This window comes from Acetobacter orleanensis, assembly GCF_001581005.1.
Taxonomy (GTDB): domain Bacteria; phylum Pseudomonadota; class Alphaproteobacteria; order Acetobacterales; family Acetobacteraceae; genus Acetobacter; species Acetobacter orleanensis.
In genome coordinates, this window is sequence record NZ_LHZV01000048.1 from 1 (window position 1) to 17,720 (window position 17,720).

General features: G+C 56.6%; 18 protein-coding genes. 8 read left to right on the forward strand and 10 right to left on the reverse strand.

Annotated features, from left to right (window positions below; all coding sequences use genetic code 11):
- Positions 1-7: 7 nt before the first annotated feature.
- The 5 genes from AD949_RS13995 to AD949_RS02875 form a co-directional block, all read right to left on the reverse strand.
- Entirely contained in the window at positions 8-973 is a 966-nt protein-coding gene (locus AD949_RS13995) for a restriction endonuclease subunit S (protein WP_143224152.1), read from the reverse strand.
- Positions 970-2,817 carry a type I restriction-modification system subunit M gene (locus AD949_RS02860; protein WP_244463475.1) on the reverse strand — a complete coding sequence of 616 codons (1,848 nt, stop codon included), beginning with the start codon at positions 2,815-2,817 and terminating at the stop codon, positions 970-972. Before AD949_RS02860 ends, AD949_RS13995 begins: the two co-directional genes overlap by 4 nt.
- A 34-nt stretch (positions 2,818-2,851) precedes the next feature.
- Positions 2,852-3,250, reverse strand: a complete 399-nt coding sequence (locus AD949_RS02865) for a type II toxin-antitoxin system death-on-curing family toxin (RefSeq protein ID WP_048837059.1) — start codon at positions 3,248-3,250, stop codon at positions 2,852-2,854.
- On the reverse strand, positions 3,250-3,477 hold the full coding sequence (locus AD949_RS02870; RefSeq protein WP_035382081.1) for an AbrB/MazE/SpoVT family DNA-binding domain-containing protein: 228 nt from the start codon (positions 3,475-3,477) through the stop codon (positions 3,250-3,252). The genes AD949_RS02865 and AD949_RS02870 overlap by 1 nt, the downstream gene beginning before the upstream one ends.
- Before the next feature lie 102 nt (positions 3,478-3,579).
- Positions 3,580-4,098, reverse strand: a complete 519-nt coding sequence (locus tag AD949_RS02875; protein ID WP_048837058.1) for a helix-turn-helix domain-containing protein — start codon at positions 4,096-4,098, stop codon at positions 3,580-3,582.
- A 1,007-nt stretch (positions 4,099-5,105) separates the two neighbouring features.
- Here AD949_RS02875 and AD949_RS14610 point away from each other — a divergent pair.
- The 4 genes from AD949_RS14610 (at position 5,106) to AD949_RS02890 (ending at position 8,069) form a co-directional block, all read left to right on the forward strand.
- Positions 5,106-5,237, forward strand: coding sequence for a hypothetical protein (locus tag AD949_RS14610; RefSeq protein ID WP_257007549.1), 132 nt, complete (start codon positions 5,106-5,108; stop codon positions 5,235-5,237).
- A 264-nt stretch (positions 5,238-5,501) separates the two neighbouring features.
- Positions 5,502-6,056 carry a DUF1643 domain-containing protein gene (locus AD949_RS02880; protein WP_048837057.1) on the forward strand — a complete coding sequence of 185 codons (555 nt, stop codon included), beginning with the start codon at positions 5,502-5,504 and terminating at the stop codon, positions 6,054-6,056.
- A 146-nt stretch (positions 6,057-6,202) separates the two neighbouring features.
- The gene (locus tag AD949_RS02885) at positions 6,203-7,480 is read left to right on the forward strand and encodes an aminopeptidase (RefSeq protein ID WP_048837056.1); all 1,278 of its coding nucleotides are present in this window, start codon (positions 6,203-6,205) and stop codon (positions 7,478-7,480) included.
- 46 nt (positions 7,481-7,526) lie between these two features.
- Positions 7,527-8,069: a hypothetical protein gene (locus AD949_RS02890; RefSeq protein ID WP_048837055.1), complete on the forward strand. Its 543-nt coding sequence runs from the start codon at positions 7,527-7,529 to the stop codon at positions 8,067-8,069.
- A 111-nt stretch (positions 8,070-8,180) separates the two neighbouring features.
- Here AD949_RS02890 and shc read toward each other — a convergent pair whose 3' ends face one another.
- The 5 genes from shc to AD949_RS02915 all read right to left on the reverse strand — a co-directional run bounded on the left by shc (position 8,181) and on the right by AD949_RS02915 (position 15,049).
- Positions 8,181-10,262 (reverse strand): squalene--hopene cyclase, encoded by a 2,082-nt coding sequence (shc, locus tag AD949_RS02895; RefSeq protein ID WP_082064908.1) that lies wholly within the window; start codon positions 10,260-10,262, stop codon positions 8,181-8,183.
- A gap of 41 nt (positions 10,263-10,303) precedes the next feature.
- Positions 10,304-10,870, reverse strand: coding sequence for a TetR/AcrR family transcriptional regulator (locus AD949_RS02900; RefSeq protein ID WP_048837053.1), 567 nt, complete (start codon positions 10,868-10,870; stop codon positions 10,304-10,306).
- Positions 10,871-11,056: 186 nt separating this feature from the next.
- Entirely contained in the window at positions 11,057-12,052 is a 996-nt protein-coding gene (locus tag AD949_RS02905; RefSeq protein ID WP_082064915.1) for a cell envelope integrity EipB family protein, read from the reverse strand.
- 63 nt (positions 12,053-12,115) lie between these two features.
- The gene (gene aspS / locus AD949_RS02910; RefSeq protein ID WP_048837052.1) at positions 12,116-13,912 is read right to left on the reverse strand and encodes an aspartate--tRNA ligase; all 1,797 of its coding nucleotides are present in this window, start codon (positions 13,910-13,912) and stop codon (positions 12,116-12,118) included.
- A 72-nt stretch (positions 13,913-13,984) separates the two neighbouring features.
- The gene (locus AD949_RS02915; RefSeq protein WP_096430555.1) at positions 13,985-15,049 is read right to left on the reverse strand and encodes a threonine aldolase family protein; all 1,065 of its coding nucleotides are present in this window, start codon (positions 15,047-15,049) and stop codon (positions 13,985-13,987) included.
- Here AD949_RS02915 and AD949_RS14005 point away from each other — a divergent pair.
- From AD949_RS14005 to ychF, 4 genes are all read left to right on the forward strand, one after another.
- On the forward strand, positions 15,048-15,185 hold the full coding sequence (locus AD949_RS14005; RefSeq protein ID WP_156475916.1) for a hypothetical protein: 138 nt from the start codon (positions 15,048-15,050) through the stop codon (positions 15,183-15,185). The genes AD949_RS02915 and AD949_RS14005 overlap by 2 nt on opposite strands.
- 63 nt (positions 15,186-15,248) lie before the next feature.
- The gene (locus AD949_RS02920) at positions 15,249-15,866 is read left to right on the forward strand and encodes a 50S ribosomal protein L25/general stress protein Ctc (RefSeq protein WP_048837067.1); all 618 of its coding nucleotides are present in this window, start codon (positions 15,249-15,251) and stop codon (positions 15,864-15,866) included.
- An 87-nt stretch (positions 15,867-15,953) separates the two neighbouring features.
- Positions 15,954-16,535, forward strand: coding sequence for an aminoacyl-tRNA hydrolase (gene pth / locus AD949_RS02925; protein ID WP_048837051.1), 582 nt, complete (start codon positions 15,954-15,956; stop codon positions 16,533-16,535).
- Complete coding sequence (gene ychF, locus AD949_RS02930; RefSeq protein WP_048837050.1) at positions 16,535-17,629, forward strand: redox-regulated ATPase YchF; 1,095 nt, start codon at positions 16,535-16,537, stop codon at positions 17,627-17,629. The genes pth and ychF overlap by 1 nt, the downstream gene beginning before the upstream one ends.
- Positions 17,630-17,720: the final 91 nt, after the last annotated feature.

Here is a 17,720-nt window from a genome sequence, read left to right on the forward strand (position 1 = left end):
GAAACGCTCATCCGTGACTTTTCAAACAGGCTCTTAGACCTGAAGAAATCCATGGGCGATCCATGCCAATTACAATATCACCCTCTTTTAATTCATAAATATCAAGTCCATCGTCAATTTGACGTTTCCAATATACTACATCGTCCCAACGTAATTTTCCAACTCCGACATTAACACCACGAAGTAGAGGTACGCCCTCGCCATATTTCAAAAACTTGTCAGATGGAAACGCAAAACCGGATATGACTCTCACCACACGGCCTGCTGTCACAACATCCCACCCTTCCGGCACCACCCCAATCCACGGGATGCCTGAGTCCTTCATGGGGGCGTTGGGGTTCAGGCCTTTTGTGACGGCGTGGGAGATGACGGCCTGCCGCTTTTCCGCAAGGAGGGCAATCAGTCGTTCCTGTTCGGCAATCAGGGCGTCAATTTTCCCGCACTCGCGGTCCAGAAAACTGGCTATTGCCTTCTGTTCGGGGAGTGATGGTAAAATAACTGCCATTCTAGAGTGTGTTTCTGGATCTAAGTCCCATTGATTGGGGCGAACACCTTTAGATATAGAATAATAATATGATGTGTATAAATTACACCTAAATAAATAATGAAGAAATTTCCAAAAATTATTGCTTGTTGATGAAAAAACAAAATAAGCAGGACTTACTATGCCTTCGAAATCGGATACGGCACAAGAACCTTGCCATGCCTTCATCTTGTTAATCACGAGATCATTTTTTTCAACAAGTTGGTATGCAGCAAGGTCATCGGACGGCTTATTGAAATTATCATCACGGCTACTTTTTGGTATCACTCCATAGTCTCTATAAACAGAAAGAAGCTCTTTTTCTGCATGACCGTTGCGTTTTACGCGTCGAAATAAAGTCCAGAATGGTTTAATGCTCCACCCAACCGGAATTTCTCCAATCCACTCAACTCCACTGTCCTTATAAGCAGGATATTTCGGGAAACTCATGCCGAAAGCTCCCCAAGCATCGCCATAATTTTCGCGGTCACCTCTTTCAGGTCGGCATCAATTTCCTCAAGTGGGCGCGGGGGTTCGAACACATAGAAATACCGGTTAAATGGAATTTCGTAGCCGATCTTTGTCTTGTCCTCATCAATCCACGCATCCGGGGCATGGGGCAGAACTTCGCGTTTGAAATAAGCATGAATGTCCTCATCCAGCGGTACGTTTTCCGTATCGCGCAGGCTGCTATCGGGCACTGGCTGACCCTTCGCCTTGCCGCGCTGGCCGAGGACGATAGTGCCGTCCTCATCGCGTTGCGGACGCTCTACGGTGATGGTCTGATAACCGAAATCCTCACTCTTGAAGATGCGGCTGAGCGGTGCGAGCCGGACCTTGCCGCCTTCGGGCGGTTCCGGTGGCGCTTCACCCTGCATCACGACTGCGCGTGTCTGCGTGCCATCCGCACCGGTGATGGTGGCAAGTTGAGCCTCCTGCGCATCCCGGAACAGGCGGGTGACAAGGGTGATGTCGTCCTCCCCCATTTCCTTGCGTTTGGAGCCAAGGCTTTTCCGCATTTTCTGCCAGAAGGACGAGGCATCGATCAGTTGCACCTTCCCCTTGCGGTTTTTCGGCTTGCGGTTGGTCAGCACCCAGACATAGGTGGCTATGCCAGTATTGAAGAACATATCGGTCGGCAGCGCGATGATGGCTTCGACCAGATCTTCTTCCAGCACGAAGCGCCGGATTTCGGACTCGCCGGAGCCGGCAGCGCCCGTGAACAGGGGCGAACCATTCAGGACAATGCCGAAGCGTGAGCCACCGTCCTTCGCCGGACGCATCTTGTGAACAAGGTGGAGCAGGAACAGCATGGAGCCGTCCGAGATACGCGGCAGGCCGGGGCCGAAGCGCCCGTCATAACCCAGCTTTTCATGCTCGGCGCGGACGGTTTTCTCGACCTTCTTCCACTCCACGCCGAAGGGCGGATTAGAGAGCATGTAATCGAATTTGTGGTCCGCCAGTTCATCATCGGAGAGCGTGTTGCCGAGGCGGATTTTGCTGACATCCTGATTACGGATCAGCATGTCAGCCTTACAGATGGCATAGGATTCCGGATTCAGTTCCTGCCCGAACATGGTCAGGCGGGCGTCCGGATTGTGGTCGAGCAGGAACTCTTCCGCGACGGAGAGCATACCGCCGGTGCCAGCGGTGGGGTCATAGATGGTGCGGACGGCGGCATTGCCGGGGGTCAGCAGGCTATCATCCTCGGCAAAGATGAGGTTCACCATCAGTTTGATGACTTCGCGCGGGGTGAAGTGCTCACCGGCGGTCTCGTTGGAGGCTTCCGAGAACTTGCGGATCAGTTCCTCGAACACCTGCCCCATCTGGTGGTTATCAACGGCTTTATCACTGAGATCAAAGCTGATGAATTTTTCGAGCACCAGATAGAGGAGATTGGCTTTGCCCAGCCGGTCTGTCTGTTCGGTGAAGCGGAAGTGGTCGAAGATGTCACGGGCAGCAGGAGAGAAAGCGTTGATATAGGCTGAGAGGTTTTCGGTCAGGTTATCCGGATCGCCCAGCACGCCTTTCAGCGTGAAGTCAGACGTGTTCACGAACCGCAGACCGGCAGCTTTCTCCATGAAAGGCATTGGGTCGATCCCTTTGCTCTCCCACTTTTCCTTTTCCTTCAGCACCTTGTCACGGGTCGGAGCCAGAACGGCATCAAGGCGGCGCAGAACGGTAAAGGGTAGGATGATTCGACCGTATTCGGCTGGCTTGAAATCGCCTCGCAGGAGATCGGCGACCTGCCAGATCATGGAGGACAGGGAGGCGGTGCGGGGTGTCGTGCTCATAAGAGAATCTGGTCCGATGTCGAAAATATATGAATCATTGATTTTGAAAATGCTGCCGAAGCCACGCCGCGAACGCGTCTTCCTCCATTGCGCCAGCCGCCAGAGCCACCATGGCCTCGACGGCGTCCGGGGCGCTGACTTGCACACGGGTTCCATTCAGCCGAAGGAAAAGGACACAGCAGCTCCAGGCTGTCCGCTTGTTGGCGTCATTGAAGGGATGATTACGCGCAATGCCATAAGCGTAGGCAGCCGCCAGAGTGGCAGTGTCCGGTCGAGGTAATTCAGCATAGTGCCATCGGTTTTCGGCGCGAGCTAACGCGCTATGCAGCAGGTTCTCGCTTTTGAGACCATGTGTCCCACCATATTCCTTCAGGGTCTGATCGTGCATAAACAGCACCGCATCAGGTGCCAGAAACTCAGGCAGATCCGGCATCAGCGCTTGGCCAGTTCCTGAAGAACGTCAGCTTGCTCACGCAGCGTCTCGCGAGCCATCTGCATCTGGCGTTCAAGCTTGAGATTGCGCTTCACAAGCTTGATTCCGTCGGCCATTTCAACAAGCGTGAGTTCCTGCCCGACTTCGAGACCAAGACGGATACGTGTTTCCGCCGGAAGGGTAACACCGACAGAATTACCCTGTTTGCGAACGACGACGGTTTCCATGGGCTTTGCTCCGTATTACGTGTCGTAATACGTATCAGGGCTACATCAAAGGTGACAAGCCCCAATATCCTTTTAGCAGTGCTGCTCAGACAGAATTGCGGGTCAGGTGGTTTCCCAGCTTTTGATGATTTCCACCCACTCGCCGGGTGAAAGCTGGCTTGGACCGTGGGGTTCTGGGTATCGACGTCCTGAAAGCAGTCGTTTCTCCTCTATAGATATATCTCTGGACGCCTTCTGCGTCATCCTGTCACTTAGAACCCGCACACCACGGAAAATGGCGCGGGCCATATGTTTTCCAGCCGCACGAACCTGATCAGCTGCCTTGATAAGCAGCCTGTAGGTATTACTTGTTCTCACCCATCGTCCCTCAACGCGCTTGCGCCGGTGGGTTCGCTCGATCAGTCCTAGCTCATAGCCTCTTTCAAGCGCCCGGATGACCGTCCGCACGGAATACCGGCAAGCTCGAGCGATTGCCTCGTGGCTCGGATAGAGCCCATCCGCCCCCAGGAAGGTGGCGAGCGTCATGAGCACGGATTTTTCGGATGGCTTTAGCTTGTGGTCAAAGTAGAGCCCCAGAACTTGCTCGCGGAAAGCCGCCTTGACGGAAGCATGGCGGCTCATCGTTCCGCACTCCCGGTCGAAACCAAAGCGCGATGAAAAAAACTTGCCTGAAAGGTCCAGAGATCCGTGACAATAGACTCAGTTTCTAGTACGCTACTCGCACGCATTGCACGATTTTTCCTTGATCGTGCGTGCCGTTTTTGAACGTGTTTGACTCTTTAAGTCTCTGATTTTGTTGGGGTCAGCCGGTTTTGACATGGTAGGGGTCACAGGTTCAATCCCTGTTGCGCCCACCATCTTTGACCGTTGATTTTATTGGGTTTTCCAGATTTTCCGCGCATAAAAAATGCGCAAAACAGTGGCAACAAGAGCCATCAAAGAGAATTATCTGACAACTGAACCCGTACCAGATTGGCGCCGCGGGATAGACATTCCACCAATCGCAAATCTCCTCTCGATAAGCATATCTGGCATCTTTTTGGCGTTTTTCGCTAAGATTCCCACGGTTGGCCACGCGCCATCTAGAGTGTCTCTATGCCCACAATAATGCCATGGCACCCATGTGTGGGGCAGGGTGTGCGGCGTTGCATCTGGCACAAAGACTGTTTTTCCTTCTTTTGCCTTACGATATCTCGCGCGTGTGCTCCCTGAGTAGACTGGCGGGATAACGGGAGGCGAATCGCTCTTTTTTCAGGAACGGACAGTGTCCGGCGCAGGGTGATTCGCAATTTTTTCAAAGGTCACAGGCAAAAAAAGCCGGGGGACTACCAGTTTTTCATCACAAACGTGTTTGGCCTAAAATTTGATCAAATGCCCGAAAATTTAGCCTTTCTCGGTCATGGCGTAGTGGGATAAGTGTGCAATGCCTGTTTTTCACACTACAAATACTCTTGAGAGAAAAAGAGAAAACGCACAAAGTTTTTAAAGTGATTACTTGAATATCATTTCCTGAACAGTCTGATGCACTATGCATTTTCTAGATATCTGAGTGTTTTTGTTTCCTGTTGCTTAGGGGCACGGAGCGTGGTTTGAGGCCTCCACACGATCAACTCCAAGGAAACAAAATAATGCTTATTCATGTTGCTGATAATGCCATTTCCACTGTCATGCAGGTTGCTCCGATGGTGCCGATGCTCGCCTTCCTGCCGGTTATTGCCATGCTGATGCTAGCGACGGTGTTTTCTGACCGTACAGCCTGAGCCTTTTACACATTTCTGTCTGTTCTCCTCTGTGGTCAGCCTATTGCGGAATGGTGCCGTATAGAGAAGGCCATATCAGGTGTCCGGGCCGTCATTCCTGAGAGAATGACGGCAGTCCGGGTCGGGCTTCCAGCCCTCAGCCCAACCCTGCTGCCCGGAGCAGCTTTTTCCCCGTCCAGCGTCTTCCCTGACAGATAATTCCGTTTAAAACCGGTGAGCCGTCTTCTGCCAAGGCGGGCTGTGTACCATTGTCCGGGGTTGCTCATGCAGGATCTTTTTAACGCGCATCACGTCGGGGATTCCCGTCCGCTGGGTTTGTCTGATGATGTTGTCAGCACAGCAACCTATGGCGGCCCGGACAAATGTTATCGTTACACGCTTCGGCGGGTTTGGGATGCGTCTCGTCCTGTCGTGATGTGGTTAATGATGAACCCCTCCGTCGCTACAGAAGTGGGGGATGACCGCACCGTGGCCAAATGCCAGCGTTATGCGCGGGCATGGGGCTATGGCGGTATGCTGGTGGGCAACACGTTTGCGTACCGCTGCACGGACCAGAAGCGTCTTCTGGAAACGCCGGACCCGATAGGGCCGGGCAATGATGCTGCTCTCCTGACCATGGCGCGTGAGGCGGATCTGGTGATTGCCGCCTATGGCTCCCCCCAGCACAAAGCCTTGTGGGAGCGGGGGCCCGCCGTGGTGCGCGCCCTCCAGCAACAGGGTGTTACCGTGCATGCCATGAAAGTGGGGGTGAATGGTCGCCCCTGTCACCCGCTTTATCTTCCTTCCGCCCTCAAGCCTGTTGTGCTGCCTGCGCCCTGATCACGATTGACTGACGGCGCGGACAGTTGACGGATGGCCGCCTTCAGTATCCGATCAGCAGGGACAGGTCAGGCCGTAGTGCAGTCCATGCGGCTGGGCCGAGAATAAGGTGGGGCAAACCCGCTTCTGGTATGGGAAGGATTGGAATGACAAGCTCCTCACAGGCGCGGAATACCGCACCGGAAAGCAAGACGCTGGCCAGTATGCTGGACAGGCTGGGGGAAGTAGCCGTGCGTACCGGCTTGAATGTGGCGCCGGGGCAGCAGGTGATTATTACCGCCCCGCTGGAAGCCGTGCCGCTAGTACGGCGGGTTACAGAACATGCCTATAAGGCCGGAGCTTCGCTCGTCACCACCTTTTATACGGATGAAGAGGCCACTCTGGCCCGCTACCGCTTTGCGCATGAAGACACGTTTGATACCGCAGCGGACTGGATGGCGCGTGGCATGGCGGATGGCTTCCGGGCCGGGGCAGCGCGTCTGGCGATAACCGGCAGTAACCCGGCACTGCTGGCCGGGCAGAACCCGGAGCATATCTCGCGCGCCAGCCGGGCGGCCTCCCGCGTGAACCGGCCTGCTATGGAGATCATCACCAATTTCGATGTGAACTGGAATATTGTCGCCACCGCCACGCATGCATGGGCAAAAGTGGTGTTTCCTGATCTGCCGGAAGATCAGGCCGTGATGCGTTTGTGGGAGGCCATTTTTGCAGCGTCTCGCCTGACTGGGGCTGACCCCGTGGCGGACTGGGCGGAGCATAATGCCACGTTGCATCGTCGGGCGACGTTCCTGAATGAGGCCCGTTATACCGCTCTGCATTTTACCGGGCCGGGAACGGATCTGACAGTTGGTCTGGCCGATGGGCATGACTGGGCCGGTGGGTCTGAAAAGGCAGGGAACGGAATTATCTGTAACCCCAATATTCCGACGGAAGAGGTCTTCACCACCCCGCACCGTCTGAAAGTGGATGGCTATGTGGCCAGCACCAAGCCGCTCTCTCATCAAGGCACACTGATTGATGGTATCCGCGTGCGGTTTGAGGCCGGCAAGATTGTAGAAATGCACGCCACGAAAGGGGAGGACGTTCTGTCCCGCGTGCTGGATACGGATGAAGGCTCGCGCAGACTGGGTGAGGTGGCCCTTGTGCCACATTCTTCTCCAATCTCGCAGAGTGGAATCCTTTTCCAAAACACGCTGTTTGATGAAAATGCGGCCAGCCATATCGCACTGGGGCAAGCTTATACCAAATGCATGCGGGATACTGCCGGGCAGGATGAGGCCGCTCTGGTCGCACGCGGCGCTAATAGCAGTATCATCCATATCGACTGGATGATCGGCTCTGGCGAGATTGATGTGGATGGCATTGACGCAAACGGAACGGCCATCCCGTTGATGCGTAAGGGCGAATGGGCTGTTCCTGCGTAATGCGGATTAGAAAAGAAGTTCTGCTGTAAAGAAGGATTATGTTTTGATGACTGGACTGAAAAAAATCGCTCTGGCCACTATTTTGCTGACAGGCAGCATGATGGCGCAGCCTGTTCTGGCACAGAGCGCTGCACCAGCGCCCGGGCAGCCACAGTCGGCTCCGGCTGGCCACCCGAACCTGACGCCTGAGCAGGTGACAACTTTGCAGCACGACATGAATACTGCCCTGCATTACAAACTGGCGCCTGACGTCATGCCGCGCCTGACGTCAGCCCTGAAATCCATTCAGGCTGCCCAGATCCAGCCGCCGGGGCGTCTGGGCATGTCTCTGGATGAACAGGTTGGTATGGTCGGCAAAGTACCGGGTCTGGAGCCTATTTTAAAAACAAATGGCTTCACACCACGGGATTTTGTTATGAGTCTGACCTGCGTTGGTCTGACCGGTAGTCTGCTGAATGTACCGCCGGGGCAGGCAACAGGCAATATCCCGACACCGGATGCCGCAAACGTCGCGATCCTGAAAGGTAACCCGCAGCAGTTGCAGGACCTGATTGCGGTTTTGCGGGCTGAGCACCAGCCTGCTCCGTAATAAAATCAGTCATAAAGAAGACTAGTTTCAGGCAGTTTTTTCCAAACTGTTGTTGAAAGATTTTTTAAAAAGCGGGCGACATCTTCAGCAATGTCGCCCGTTTTTTATGGTTTAAGCAATGATCTTTTCCAGATTTTTTGCGGCGGCCTCAACGGCCTGTTCCGTCGCGGTTTCTGGGGATATCAGGCGGCTTGCCCGGCTGAGCGCCATAATCGGGAAAAACTGCCGATACAGGTCATAGCGCAGCATGAATGCGCGTGAGAGTTCCGCCCCCTGTTGCAGGCGTTTTGACAAAGCGGGGTCATCGAGACGGATGGTCTGGCCAACACCGTAGCCGGGGAAGCCTGTGCCGGTATAGTCTTCTTCCGTCCAGCTCCCATCCGGTTCCTGCCGGTCAATCAGATAACGGCAGCCTTTTTCAATAGCCGGATAATCTTGCGGGCGAGCGGCGGCAATCAGCCCCATGAGTGCCCATGCGGTCTGGGATGGCGTTGTTTTGCCACGCCCAATGGTGGAGGCATCCATATAGGACGCACAGCTTTCACCCCAGCCGCCATCCTCCTGCTGATGGGCAACCAGCCAGTCACAGGCTTTTGTGATGTAAGGCTGCGTCATGTCCTCCCCGATGGCGGCCAGAGCGGGTAGGACAGCCCCGGTGCCATACACGTAATTCACCCCCCAGCGCCCGAACCACGGGCCTTGGGGGTCCTGCTCTGCACGAACGTAGTCCAGAGCGTGCTTGATGCAGGGCAGATCACGTGGGAGCCCAAGAAGCCCGAAAGCTTCCAGAATATGCGCTGTGACATCCACGGAGGGTGGGTCTAGCGCTTCCCCAAAATCACAGAAGGGGATTTTGGAAAGAAGGGCCTTGTTATTGTCCTTATCAAAAGCGCCCCAGCCACCGCAGGAACTTTGCATAGCCACCAGCCATCGCACGGCGCGCGCAATAGCGTCTTCAACGCCGCGTTCCTGCCATTCCGGCCTGTGGCGGCAGGAGGCAAGGGCGATCAGGGCGACGGCGGTGTCGTCTGTATCAGGGTAGAAATCATTGGCATATTCAAAGGCCCAGCCACCCGGTTCCACATCGGGCAATTTGATGGACCAGTCCCCCTTTACGCGCACCTGCCGGTCGAGCAGCCAGCCCAGAGCTTTGTCCACCTGCGGGGTAAAGCGGTCTTCGGCTTTGGCATCATGCAGGGCCATAATGGCCAGCATGGTGTCCCACACCGGGCTGTTGGTAGCCTGAATCCATGAGGCATTGCCTTTGTCATGCCGCCAGCCGGGGTCATTCAGGGCGTCCAGTCCTTTCGCCATCACGGGATGATGAAACTGGTATCCTTCCCCATGCAGCGCCATCAGACCATAGACCCATGGCGGCTGAATCCCACCCCAGCCGCCATCGGCATCCTGATGGCGGATAATCCATTCCAGCATATGGCGGATTGCGGCTTCACGCATAGTATTGCGTTTGAGGAACTTGGACTGAAGCCAGTGCAGCCCTTTATCTGTCGTGCGGAAGAAGTCTGACCAGAGGTCCACACCTTCCTTTTTGGGGAGCGTGTAGTCAAAATTCCCACGCCCTTCAGGAAAGAGAGCGTTCAGACGGTCCTGCGGGCGGAGAGGGCGGCTGGGGCGGCGAGCGGACAGGATTGCCAAAGGTACCAGCGTGGCCCGTGCCCACTGGGCAAAATTATAGATGGAAAAAACAAATTTATTGGGAAACCAGATAATTTCCGGCGGCAGGTTGGGGGTTTTCTCCCACGGCCATTCCCCAATGAGCGCCAGCCAGTAGCGTGTGAAAACCCGGATGTTTTTTAAGCCACCTTTCTGTTTGATCCATGTAGCGGCTTTTTGCAGAGCAGGCGTGTTTTCGGGATATCCCAGTGAGCGCAAAGCCGCATAGGCTTCAACCGTGGCATTGATGTCCCCATTGCCTGCGCCCAGATAGACATCCCATGATCCATCTTCCCGCTGTGTCTGAAGCAGGGCGTTGCCTAAACGCGGGCGCAGGGGATGGTCTTCCAGTCCAAGGAACCACAGGGCAAGACACCATTCCGCTTCCATGGAGGCATTAGAGCCTACGGGCCCAACCCAGTGCCCATCGGGATTCTGCTGGCTGATCAACCACTCGCAGGCGGAAGACACTGTATGGGTCAGGCTGTTTCCCATGCCTTTAAAGAGTGGCGTCGTCATTGTGTAAGCACCTCTAAAACTGGAAAATCTGTTTGAATATCTTATGCGTCTGCCGCTTCAGCCGGGCTGGCAGGCATGATTAATCTCTGGATATCCGCAAAAGCGTCATGCCACTCTTTGTCCTGCATGGTAATGAACCCGAAACTTCTTAGAAAAAAAGCGCCTTCCGCGGCGAAAAACATTGTGCGTATCTGCCGTGCTTCGTCGGAATGGCAGAAATCATGCGTCAGCCATCCTGTGTACCAATCGCGTATCCGTCTGAGGTGATCTGGAGAGTGCAGAAGGGTCATGAGCGTGCCGACAATCCGCGTCCGCGTTGCCTCATCCATCTGGGCACAGACCTGTACATACGCCCGCACCTTATCGGCAGCACTGGCGTTGGGTGGGGTATGCTGTCGCACGTCTGCTTCGAAGGAGGCAATCCAACGGTCAATGAGGGCTGCAATCAGGTCATCCTTGCAGCCAAAGCAGTATTGCAAACCACCTTTGGTAATCCCGGCTTCCCGGGCGACGGCATCCAGTGTCAGGGCAACGGCACCATCACGCTGGACGAGCTGTTCCGCACAATCCATGACCCGGTCACGATTAATGGTTCTGGGGCGCGCCATACGCTGCAATCTCTAGCCCATTGTTTCCGTCCGAGCGGATTTAAACGAGATGCTTCGTCCTTTCAAGCCTGTTTTAGAGACGGCTTGAGGTGTTCTGCCATGCCAATCATAAAGGTCTCTGGCCGGTGCGGAGCCAGTATTTGGCGGCTGATTCAGCTTGTTGTCCGGCAGAGCCGCGTGCAGGCATTAGCAATGCGCGGGCGGTGGTGGCAGTGCCAGATTATGCAGGGAACCATGCATGCGGAAATCCCCAAAGTCCATATCCAGCTTGTCTGAAACGCCATTTGCAAAATAGCGCATACCAATCTCATAGTCTGGCAAAATGCTGTCTGGCGTGCGGCTGAAGAAGGCCACATGCACACGCCCTGCGGGCTGACTGGCAAGGGCAGGGAAGGGGGCCGGGTCTTTTTGTGGGCCCCAGCCCAGAAGAGTGATGTAGGTTTCTTGTGCGCCGTCCGCGCCGGTGCCATCAAAGAGCAGCGGGGCGATATTGGGCGCACCCTGCTGCGCTGCGGCAAGAATGGCGGCTGTATGCATCATGGGGAACAGCGTGCCGGGTGGTAGCTTCAGTGTTTTTTTGATCGGCTTTTCATACTGCACCACGCCGTGCCCGTGCGCATCAACCGAGGCTTCCCCGCTGACGGTCTGGAGCACGGTGTTGTTGGATTTCTGCACGGTGCGGAAAATCAGATGGCGTCCATCCTTGCTTTCCAACGTGCTGTAATCGGACACCATGGTGACTGCGCCGCCGTTGCGGGTGGCACTCTGAATGTCCAGATGCTGCTGGGTGGACCATGCGGAACAGGTATCGCGCACCACATACGTCATGCTGCCGGTGGCGGAGAGCGTGTTGCCGCCGGATTCCGCCAGACTAAGGTCATAAGTCGCCCGCTGACCAGTCAGGGCGTGTTCAGCCTGAATCTGTCCGGTCAAGGTCTGTCTGTTCAAGGTTTGGTCGGTCGGGAGCTGGTCCGCCGATATTTGTCTCGCTGCGGCGTTGGCGATCTTCGCGGTGGAGGGGCTAGTGCCGGGGAGCGCTGCGGCAAAGCAGGCTGAAGGCAGGACGCTCAGAAGAAGTGCGGAGACCACGCTGGTCCGTAAGGGCTGAACCCTTGCAGGACGGGGGAGTGCTCTGAGGACGTTAAGAGCCTGACAGGCGTGGCGGCGAAGAAAAGCGGTCATGCGTTGAGAAAAGAGCATCCGGGGCGGGAGCGCAACCACCCCGGATGCGTCATCTGACGTGTGTCAGTCTTTTTTAACGGTCGGTTTCGGTTTGGGCAGGTCCAGTGCCAGAGACAGTTCTTTCAGCCGTTCCGGCGGAACTGTGGCGGGCGCGCCCATCATCAGGTCCTCGCCCTGCTGGTTCAGCGGGAAGAGGATCACCTCACGAATGTTCGGCTCATCCGCCAGCAGCATGACAATGCGGTCTACCCCCGGAGCAGACCCGCCATGCGGCGGCGCACCGTAGCGGAAGGCGTTCAGCATGCCGCCAAACCGGGCTTCCACTTCGCTTTCCGGGTAACCGGCAATCTCGAAAGCGCGGATCATGACTTCTGGGAGATGGTTACGGATTGCGCCGGAGGACAGCTCAATGCCGTTACACACAATGTCATACTGGTAGGCGTTGATGTCCAGCGGGTTTTTGGTGTTCAGCGCTTCCAGACCACCCTGCGGCATGGAGAACGGGTTGTGCGAGAAGTCGATACGTCCCGTTTCCTCGTTCATTTCATACATCGGGAAGTCGGTAATCCAGCAGAAGCGGAAGGCGTTCTTCTCAATCAGGTCCAGCTCTTCCGCAATGCGGGTACGGACCTGACCGGAGAATTTGGCAACCTCATCCCCTTTGCCTGCGGCAAAGAACACAGCATCCCCAGCGTTCAGGCCGAGCTTGATGCGGATGGCCTCAACGCGGTCTGCTTCCAGATTTTTGGCAATCGGGCCTTTGCCGCCGTCGGCTTCAAAAATGATGTAGCCAAGACCACCTGCGCCGGACTCGCGGGCCCAGTTGTTCAGCTTGTCAAAAAAGGCGCGCGGCTTGTCACCCGCCCCGGGTGCCGGAATGGCGCGAATTTCTCCGCCGTCAGCCGCAATGCGGGCAAACAGGCCAAAGCCGGACCCGGCGAACTCTTCCGTTACGTCTGAAATCAGCAGCGGGTTCCGCAGGTCCGGCTTGTCGGAGCCATAAACCTTCATGGCGCGAGCATAGGGAATCCGCTCAAACGGAGCTTGGCTCACGGTGCGGCCATTGCCGAACTCGGTAAACAGGCCGGACATCACGTTTTCCAGCGTGGCGAACACTTCGTCCTGCGTGGCGAACGCCATTTCAAAGTCGAGCTGGTAGAACTCACCCGGAGAGCGGTCCGCGCGGGAGGCTTCATCCCGGAAGCAGGGAGCAATCTGGAAATAGCGGTCAAACCCGGCCACCATGGCAAGCTGTTTGAACTGCTGCGGAGCCTGCGGCAGGGCGTAGAACTTGCCGGGGTGCATCCGGGCGGGAACAAGGAAGTCCCGTGCGCCTTCCGGGGAGGAGGCCGTCAGAATGGGGGTCTGAAGTTCGATGAAGTTCAGGTCCGTCATCCGCTTGCGCATGCTCTGGATCACGCGGGCGCGTAGCAGCATGTTGCTGTGGACGCTCTCGCGGCGCAGGTCGATGTAGCGGTAGCGCAGACGCAGGTCTTCCGGGTAATTCTCATGCCCGGAGACCTGAAAAGGCAGCACGGCGGCGGAAGACTGCACGATAAACTCCCGCGCACGGACTTCAATATCGCCAGTGGCCAGATCAGGATTGCGGGTGGCTTCCTCACGGCGGACCACCTCGCCCGTTACGGTAATCACGCTTTCCACGCGGATGGCGTCGGCCTGTTCCAGCACCGGATCACCCGCCGGGATAACAATCTGGGTGATGCCGGTTTCATCCCGCAGGTCAATAAACAGCAGGCCGCCGTGGTCCCGTTTGCTATGGACCCAGCCGGACAGGCGCGCTGTGGTGCCGGCATCCTGCGCGCGAAGGGCCGAACAGCTATGGGTACGGTAAGGGTGCATTCTCTCGTCCTGAATATTAAGGGCCGGTGTTTTTGATCCTGCGCGGGAGGAAGCCGGGGAGCCGCGCAGATGTCAAGGGAAAGACGCGGGGAGGGAGGCTACGCAGGCCTGTATGTCGGCTGCAAGCGCATCCAGCGCGTCTGTCTGCGCATCCCATGCAAACAGGAAGCGGGCGGCTGCGCCAAAAAAAACATGGAATCGCCAGCCTTTGGCGCGCAGGCTGTTCATGGCCTGCTCTGGCATGAGCAGAAAGACGGCGTTGGACTGCACAGGCCACGCCAGTTGCACGTTGGGGATGGTCTCGACGGCCTTGGCAAAACGGTGGGCGCAGGCGTTGGCGTGTTCCGCATTGCGCAGCCATGCCCCGCTTTGGATCATGCTCAGCCATGGCGCGGTGATAAAACGCATTTTGGACGCCAGTTGCCCCGCCTGCTTGGTACGTTCCGCAAAGCCCCGCGCCAGAGAGCGGTCAAAAAACACCACGGCATCGCCTACGGCCATGCCGTTCTTGGTGCCGCCAAAGCTCAGCGCATCGACACCTGCTTCCCATGTCATAGCAGCCGGGGTGCAGCCCAATGCGGCGATGGCGCAGGCAAAGCGGGCGCCATCCATATGCAGTTTCAGCCCACATTCTTTGCAGATTTCCGCCAGAGCACGGATTTCTTCCAACGTGTAAAGCAACCCGTTTTCTGTTGGCTGTGTAATGCTGACCACGGCAGGTTCCGAGGCATGGGCACCACTGGCCTTGCGGCGGCACAGGCGGATGGCGTCAGGCGTCAGTTTGCCGTCTGGGCAGGGCGGGGTGAGTGTCTTGCTGCCGCCGGAGAAGAATTCTGGCGCGCCACGTTCCGAGGTTTCAATATGCGCAATGTCGGAGGCAATCACGCTGCAATAGGGCGGGCAGAGGGTTGCCAGCGCCAGCGCATTGGCGGCGGTGCCGGTCAGGACAAAAAACACGGCAGCCTGCGTTTCAAACAGTGTGCAGATAGCGTCTGCCGCCAGACGGGTCCATGCGTCATCCCCATAGGCCGCAGCGGAACCGGCGGCGGAAGCACGGGCCATGGCGTCCAGCGCCTCCGGGCAGGCGCCCGCATAGTTGTCGCTGGCAAACTGCTGGGGTGTGTCGGGCATCGGCATGGGGGCATGGTCCGGGTGGAGAGTGCGGGATGAGCCTGTCTATACCGCGTCCAGCGTGGGCCGTCATGGCCCTTCTGCCGGGTTTTCTGCGGCGGAGGCGGCGGTAACCATTGCGTTTGCCCCCCATTTCCGGTAAGGCGACCGCACCGTGCAGGCACCCCTGGAGGCCTGCATGTTCTGGTTTTTAGGAGAATTCAACGTGTCCAAGATTACATCTATCGACGCTTCGGCGCGCGCGAAAGCAGGTAAGGGGGCAGCGCGTGCAACGAGACGTGCCGGTCTGGTTCCTGCTGTTATTTACGGCGGTAAGAAAGAACCGACTCTGATTGCTCTTGATCCCCGCATTGTCATCAAGGGGATTCAGGCTTCTGGCTGGCGCTCACGCGTTTACGAAATCAAGGTTGCTGGCGGTGTTACCGAACGCGCCCTGATTCGTGACATTCAGCTGCACCCGGTGAAAGACACCCCGGAGCATGTTGACTTCATGCGTCTGGCCAAAGGTCAGAAAGTGACCGTTGAAGTCTCCGTTCACTTCTCTGGTGAAGAAAAATCTCCGGGCATCAAGCGTGGCGGCGTTCTGAACATTGTGCGTCACACGGTTGAAGTTGAAGCCGATGCGGAACACATCCCTGAATTCTTCACGGTTGATCTGTCCGCTCTGGACATCAACGAGAACGTGCGTTGGGAAGACCTGAAGGGCACGGAAAACGTGACTCCGCTGGTGCATATCCCCAACTTTGTGATCGCGACGATTGCTGCACCGAGCGTCGATGAGGCTGACGAAGCTGAAGGCGAAGCAGACGCAGCTTCTGCTTGAACGCCAGTCTGACGTTCTGAAAATAAGAGGGTGGAGGCGTGTGCTGTGCATGGGCCTCCACCCTCGTTTCAAGATACAGGACCAGTGATGTTGCTCTGGGCCGGACTTGGTAATCCCGAGTCTTCAATGAGCCGACACAGACACAATGTCGGGTTCATGGCAGTGGACGCCATTGCCAGCCGTTATGGATTTGCCCCATGGCGGACACGCTTCAAGGGACTGGTTTCAGAAGGCCGGGTTGGCACGCACCGTGTGCTGCTGCTGCGCCCCATGACCTATATGAATCTGTCTGGTGTAAGTGTGCAGGAAGCTGCGGCGTTTTATAAAATTACGCCCGACCAGATTACCGCTTTTCATGACGAGCTGGATCTTGCGCCGGGTAAGGTGCGGGTCAAGCGCGGGGGCGGAGCCGCAGGGCATAACGGCCTGCGTTCTATGGACAAGATGCTTGGCACCCCTGACTACTGGCGTGTGCGGATTGGTATCGGCCACCCCGGTGCCAAGGAGCGCGTGCATGGCTGGGTGCTTGGAAATTTTACGGATACAGACCGACAGACGTGGCTTGAGCCTCTGCTGGACAAAATCGCAGACGCAGCACCACTTCTGGCTGATGGCCGGTCGGATCAATTCATGACGCAGGTTGCGTTGCCAGAAGGGAGTAAAGGCTGATGGGGTTTAATTGCGGTATTGTCGGTCTTCCCAATGTGGGCAAGTCCACTCTGTTCAACGCGCTGACGGCAACGGCAACGGCGCAGGCGGCAAACTACCCGTTTTGCACCATTGAGCCCAACGTGGGCCGTGTTGCGGTGCCGGACCCGCGTTTGGAAAAGCTGGCCACGGTTGGCAAATCCCAGAAGGTGGTGCCCACCAGTCTGGAGTTTGTGGATATTGCGGGCCTCGTGCGGGGTGCATCCCGTGGGGAAGGGCTGGGCAACCAGTTTCTGGCCAATATCCGGGAAGTGGACGCCATTATCCATGTGCTGCGCTGCTTTGAAGATGATGACATCACGCACGTTGAAGGCGGCGTGGACCCCGTGCGAGATGCGGAAATTATTGAGACGGAACTGATGCTGGCGGATCTCGATTCGCTGGAAAAACGTCTGCCTGCCCTGCAGAAGCGCGCGAAAAACCGCGATGCCGAAGCCATGGCGCAGGTCGAGGTGGTTGAGCCGCTGATTGAAGCCCTCAAGGAAGGCCGTCCCGCCCGCACCGCCATTCCCGCAGGCGCGGAGGAGGCTGTGCGCCGCCTTCAGTTGATGACGACCAAGCCGGTTCTGTATGTGTGCAACGTGGAGGAAGACTCTGCAGCCACGGGTAACGAGTTTTCAAAAAAAGTGCAGGCTCGGGCAGAAGCTGAAGGCGCGGCTGTCGTTATTGTTTCCGCAGCGATTGAAGCGGAAGTCAGCCAGCTTGCGGATGAAGAACGGCGTGAGTTTCTGGAAGGACTGGGCCTGAGTGACAGCGGTCTGGACCGTGTGATTGCCGCAGGATATGGCCTGCTTGGCTTGCGCACCTACTTTACGGTCGGGCCGAAGGAAACACGGGCTTGGACCATTACAGAAGGCACCAAGGCCCCGCAGGCTGCGGCTGTTATTCACAATGATTTTGAGCGTGGCTTCATTGCCTGTGAAACGGTCGCATATGATGATTATATTCAGTACGGTGGCGAAGCTGGCGCGAAGGAAGCCGGTCGCCTGCGGATTGAAGGGCGGGATTACGTGGTGAAGGACGGTGACGTCCTGCTGTTCCGCTTTAACGTCTGAGCCAGACCGCCCAGATAGTTTGAACAACGGGCAGTTTGAACAACAGACAGTTTGAACACTAGTACATGAACAATTGTGAAACGGGGATGAA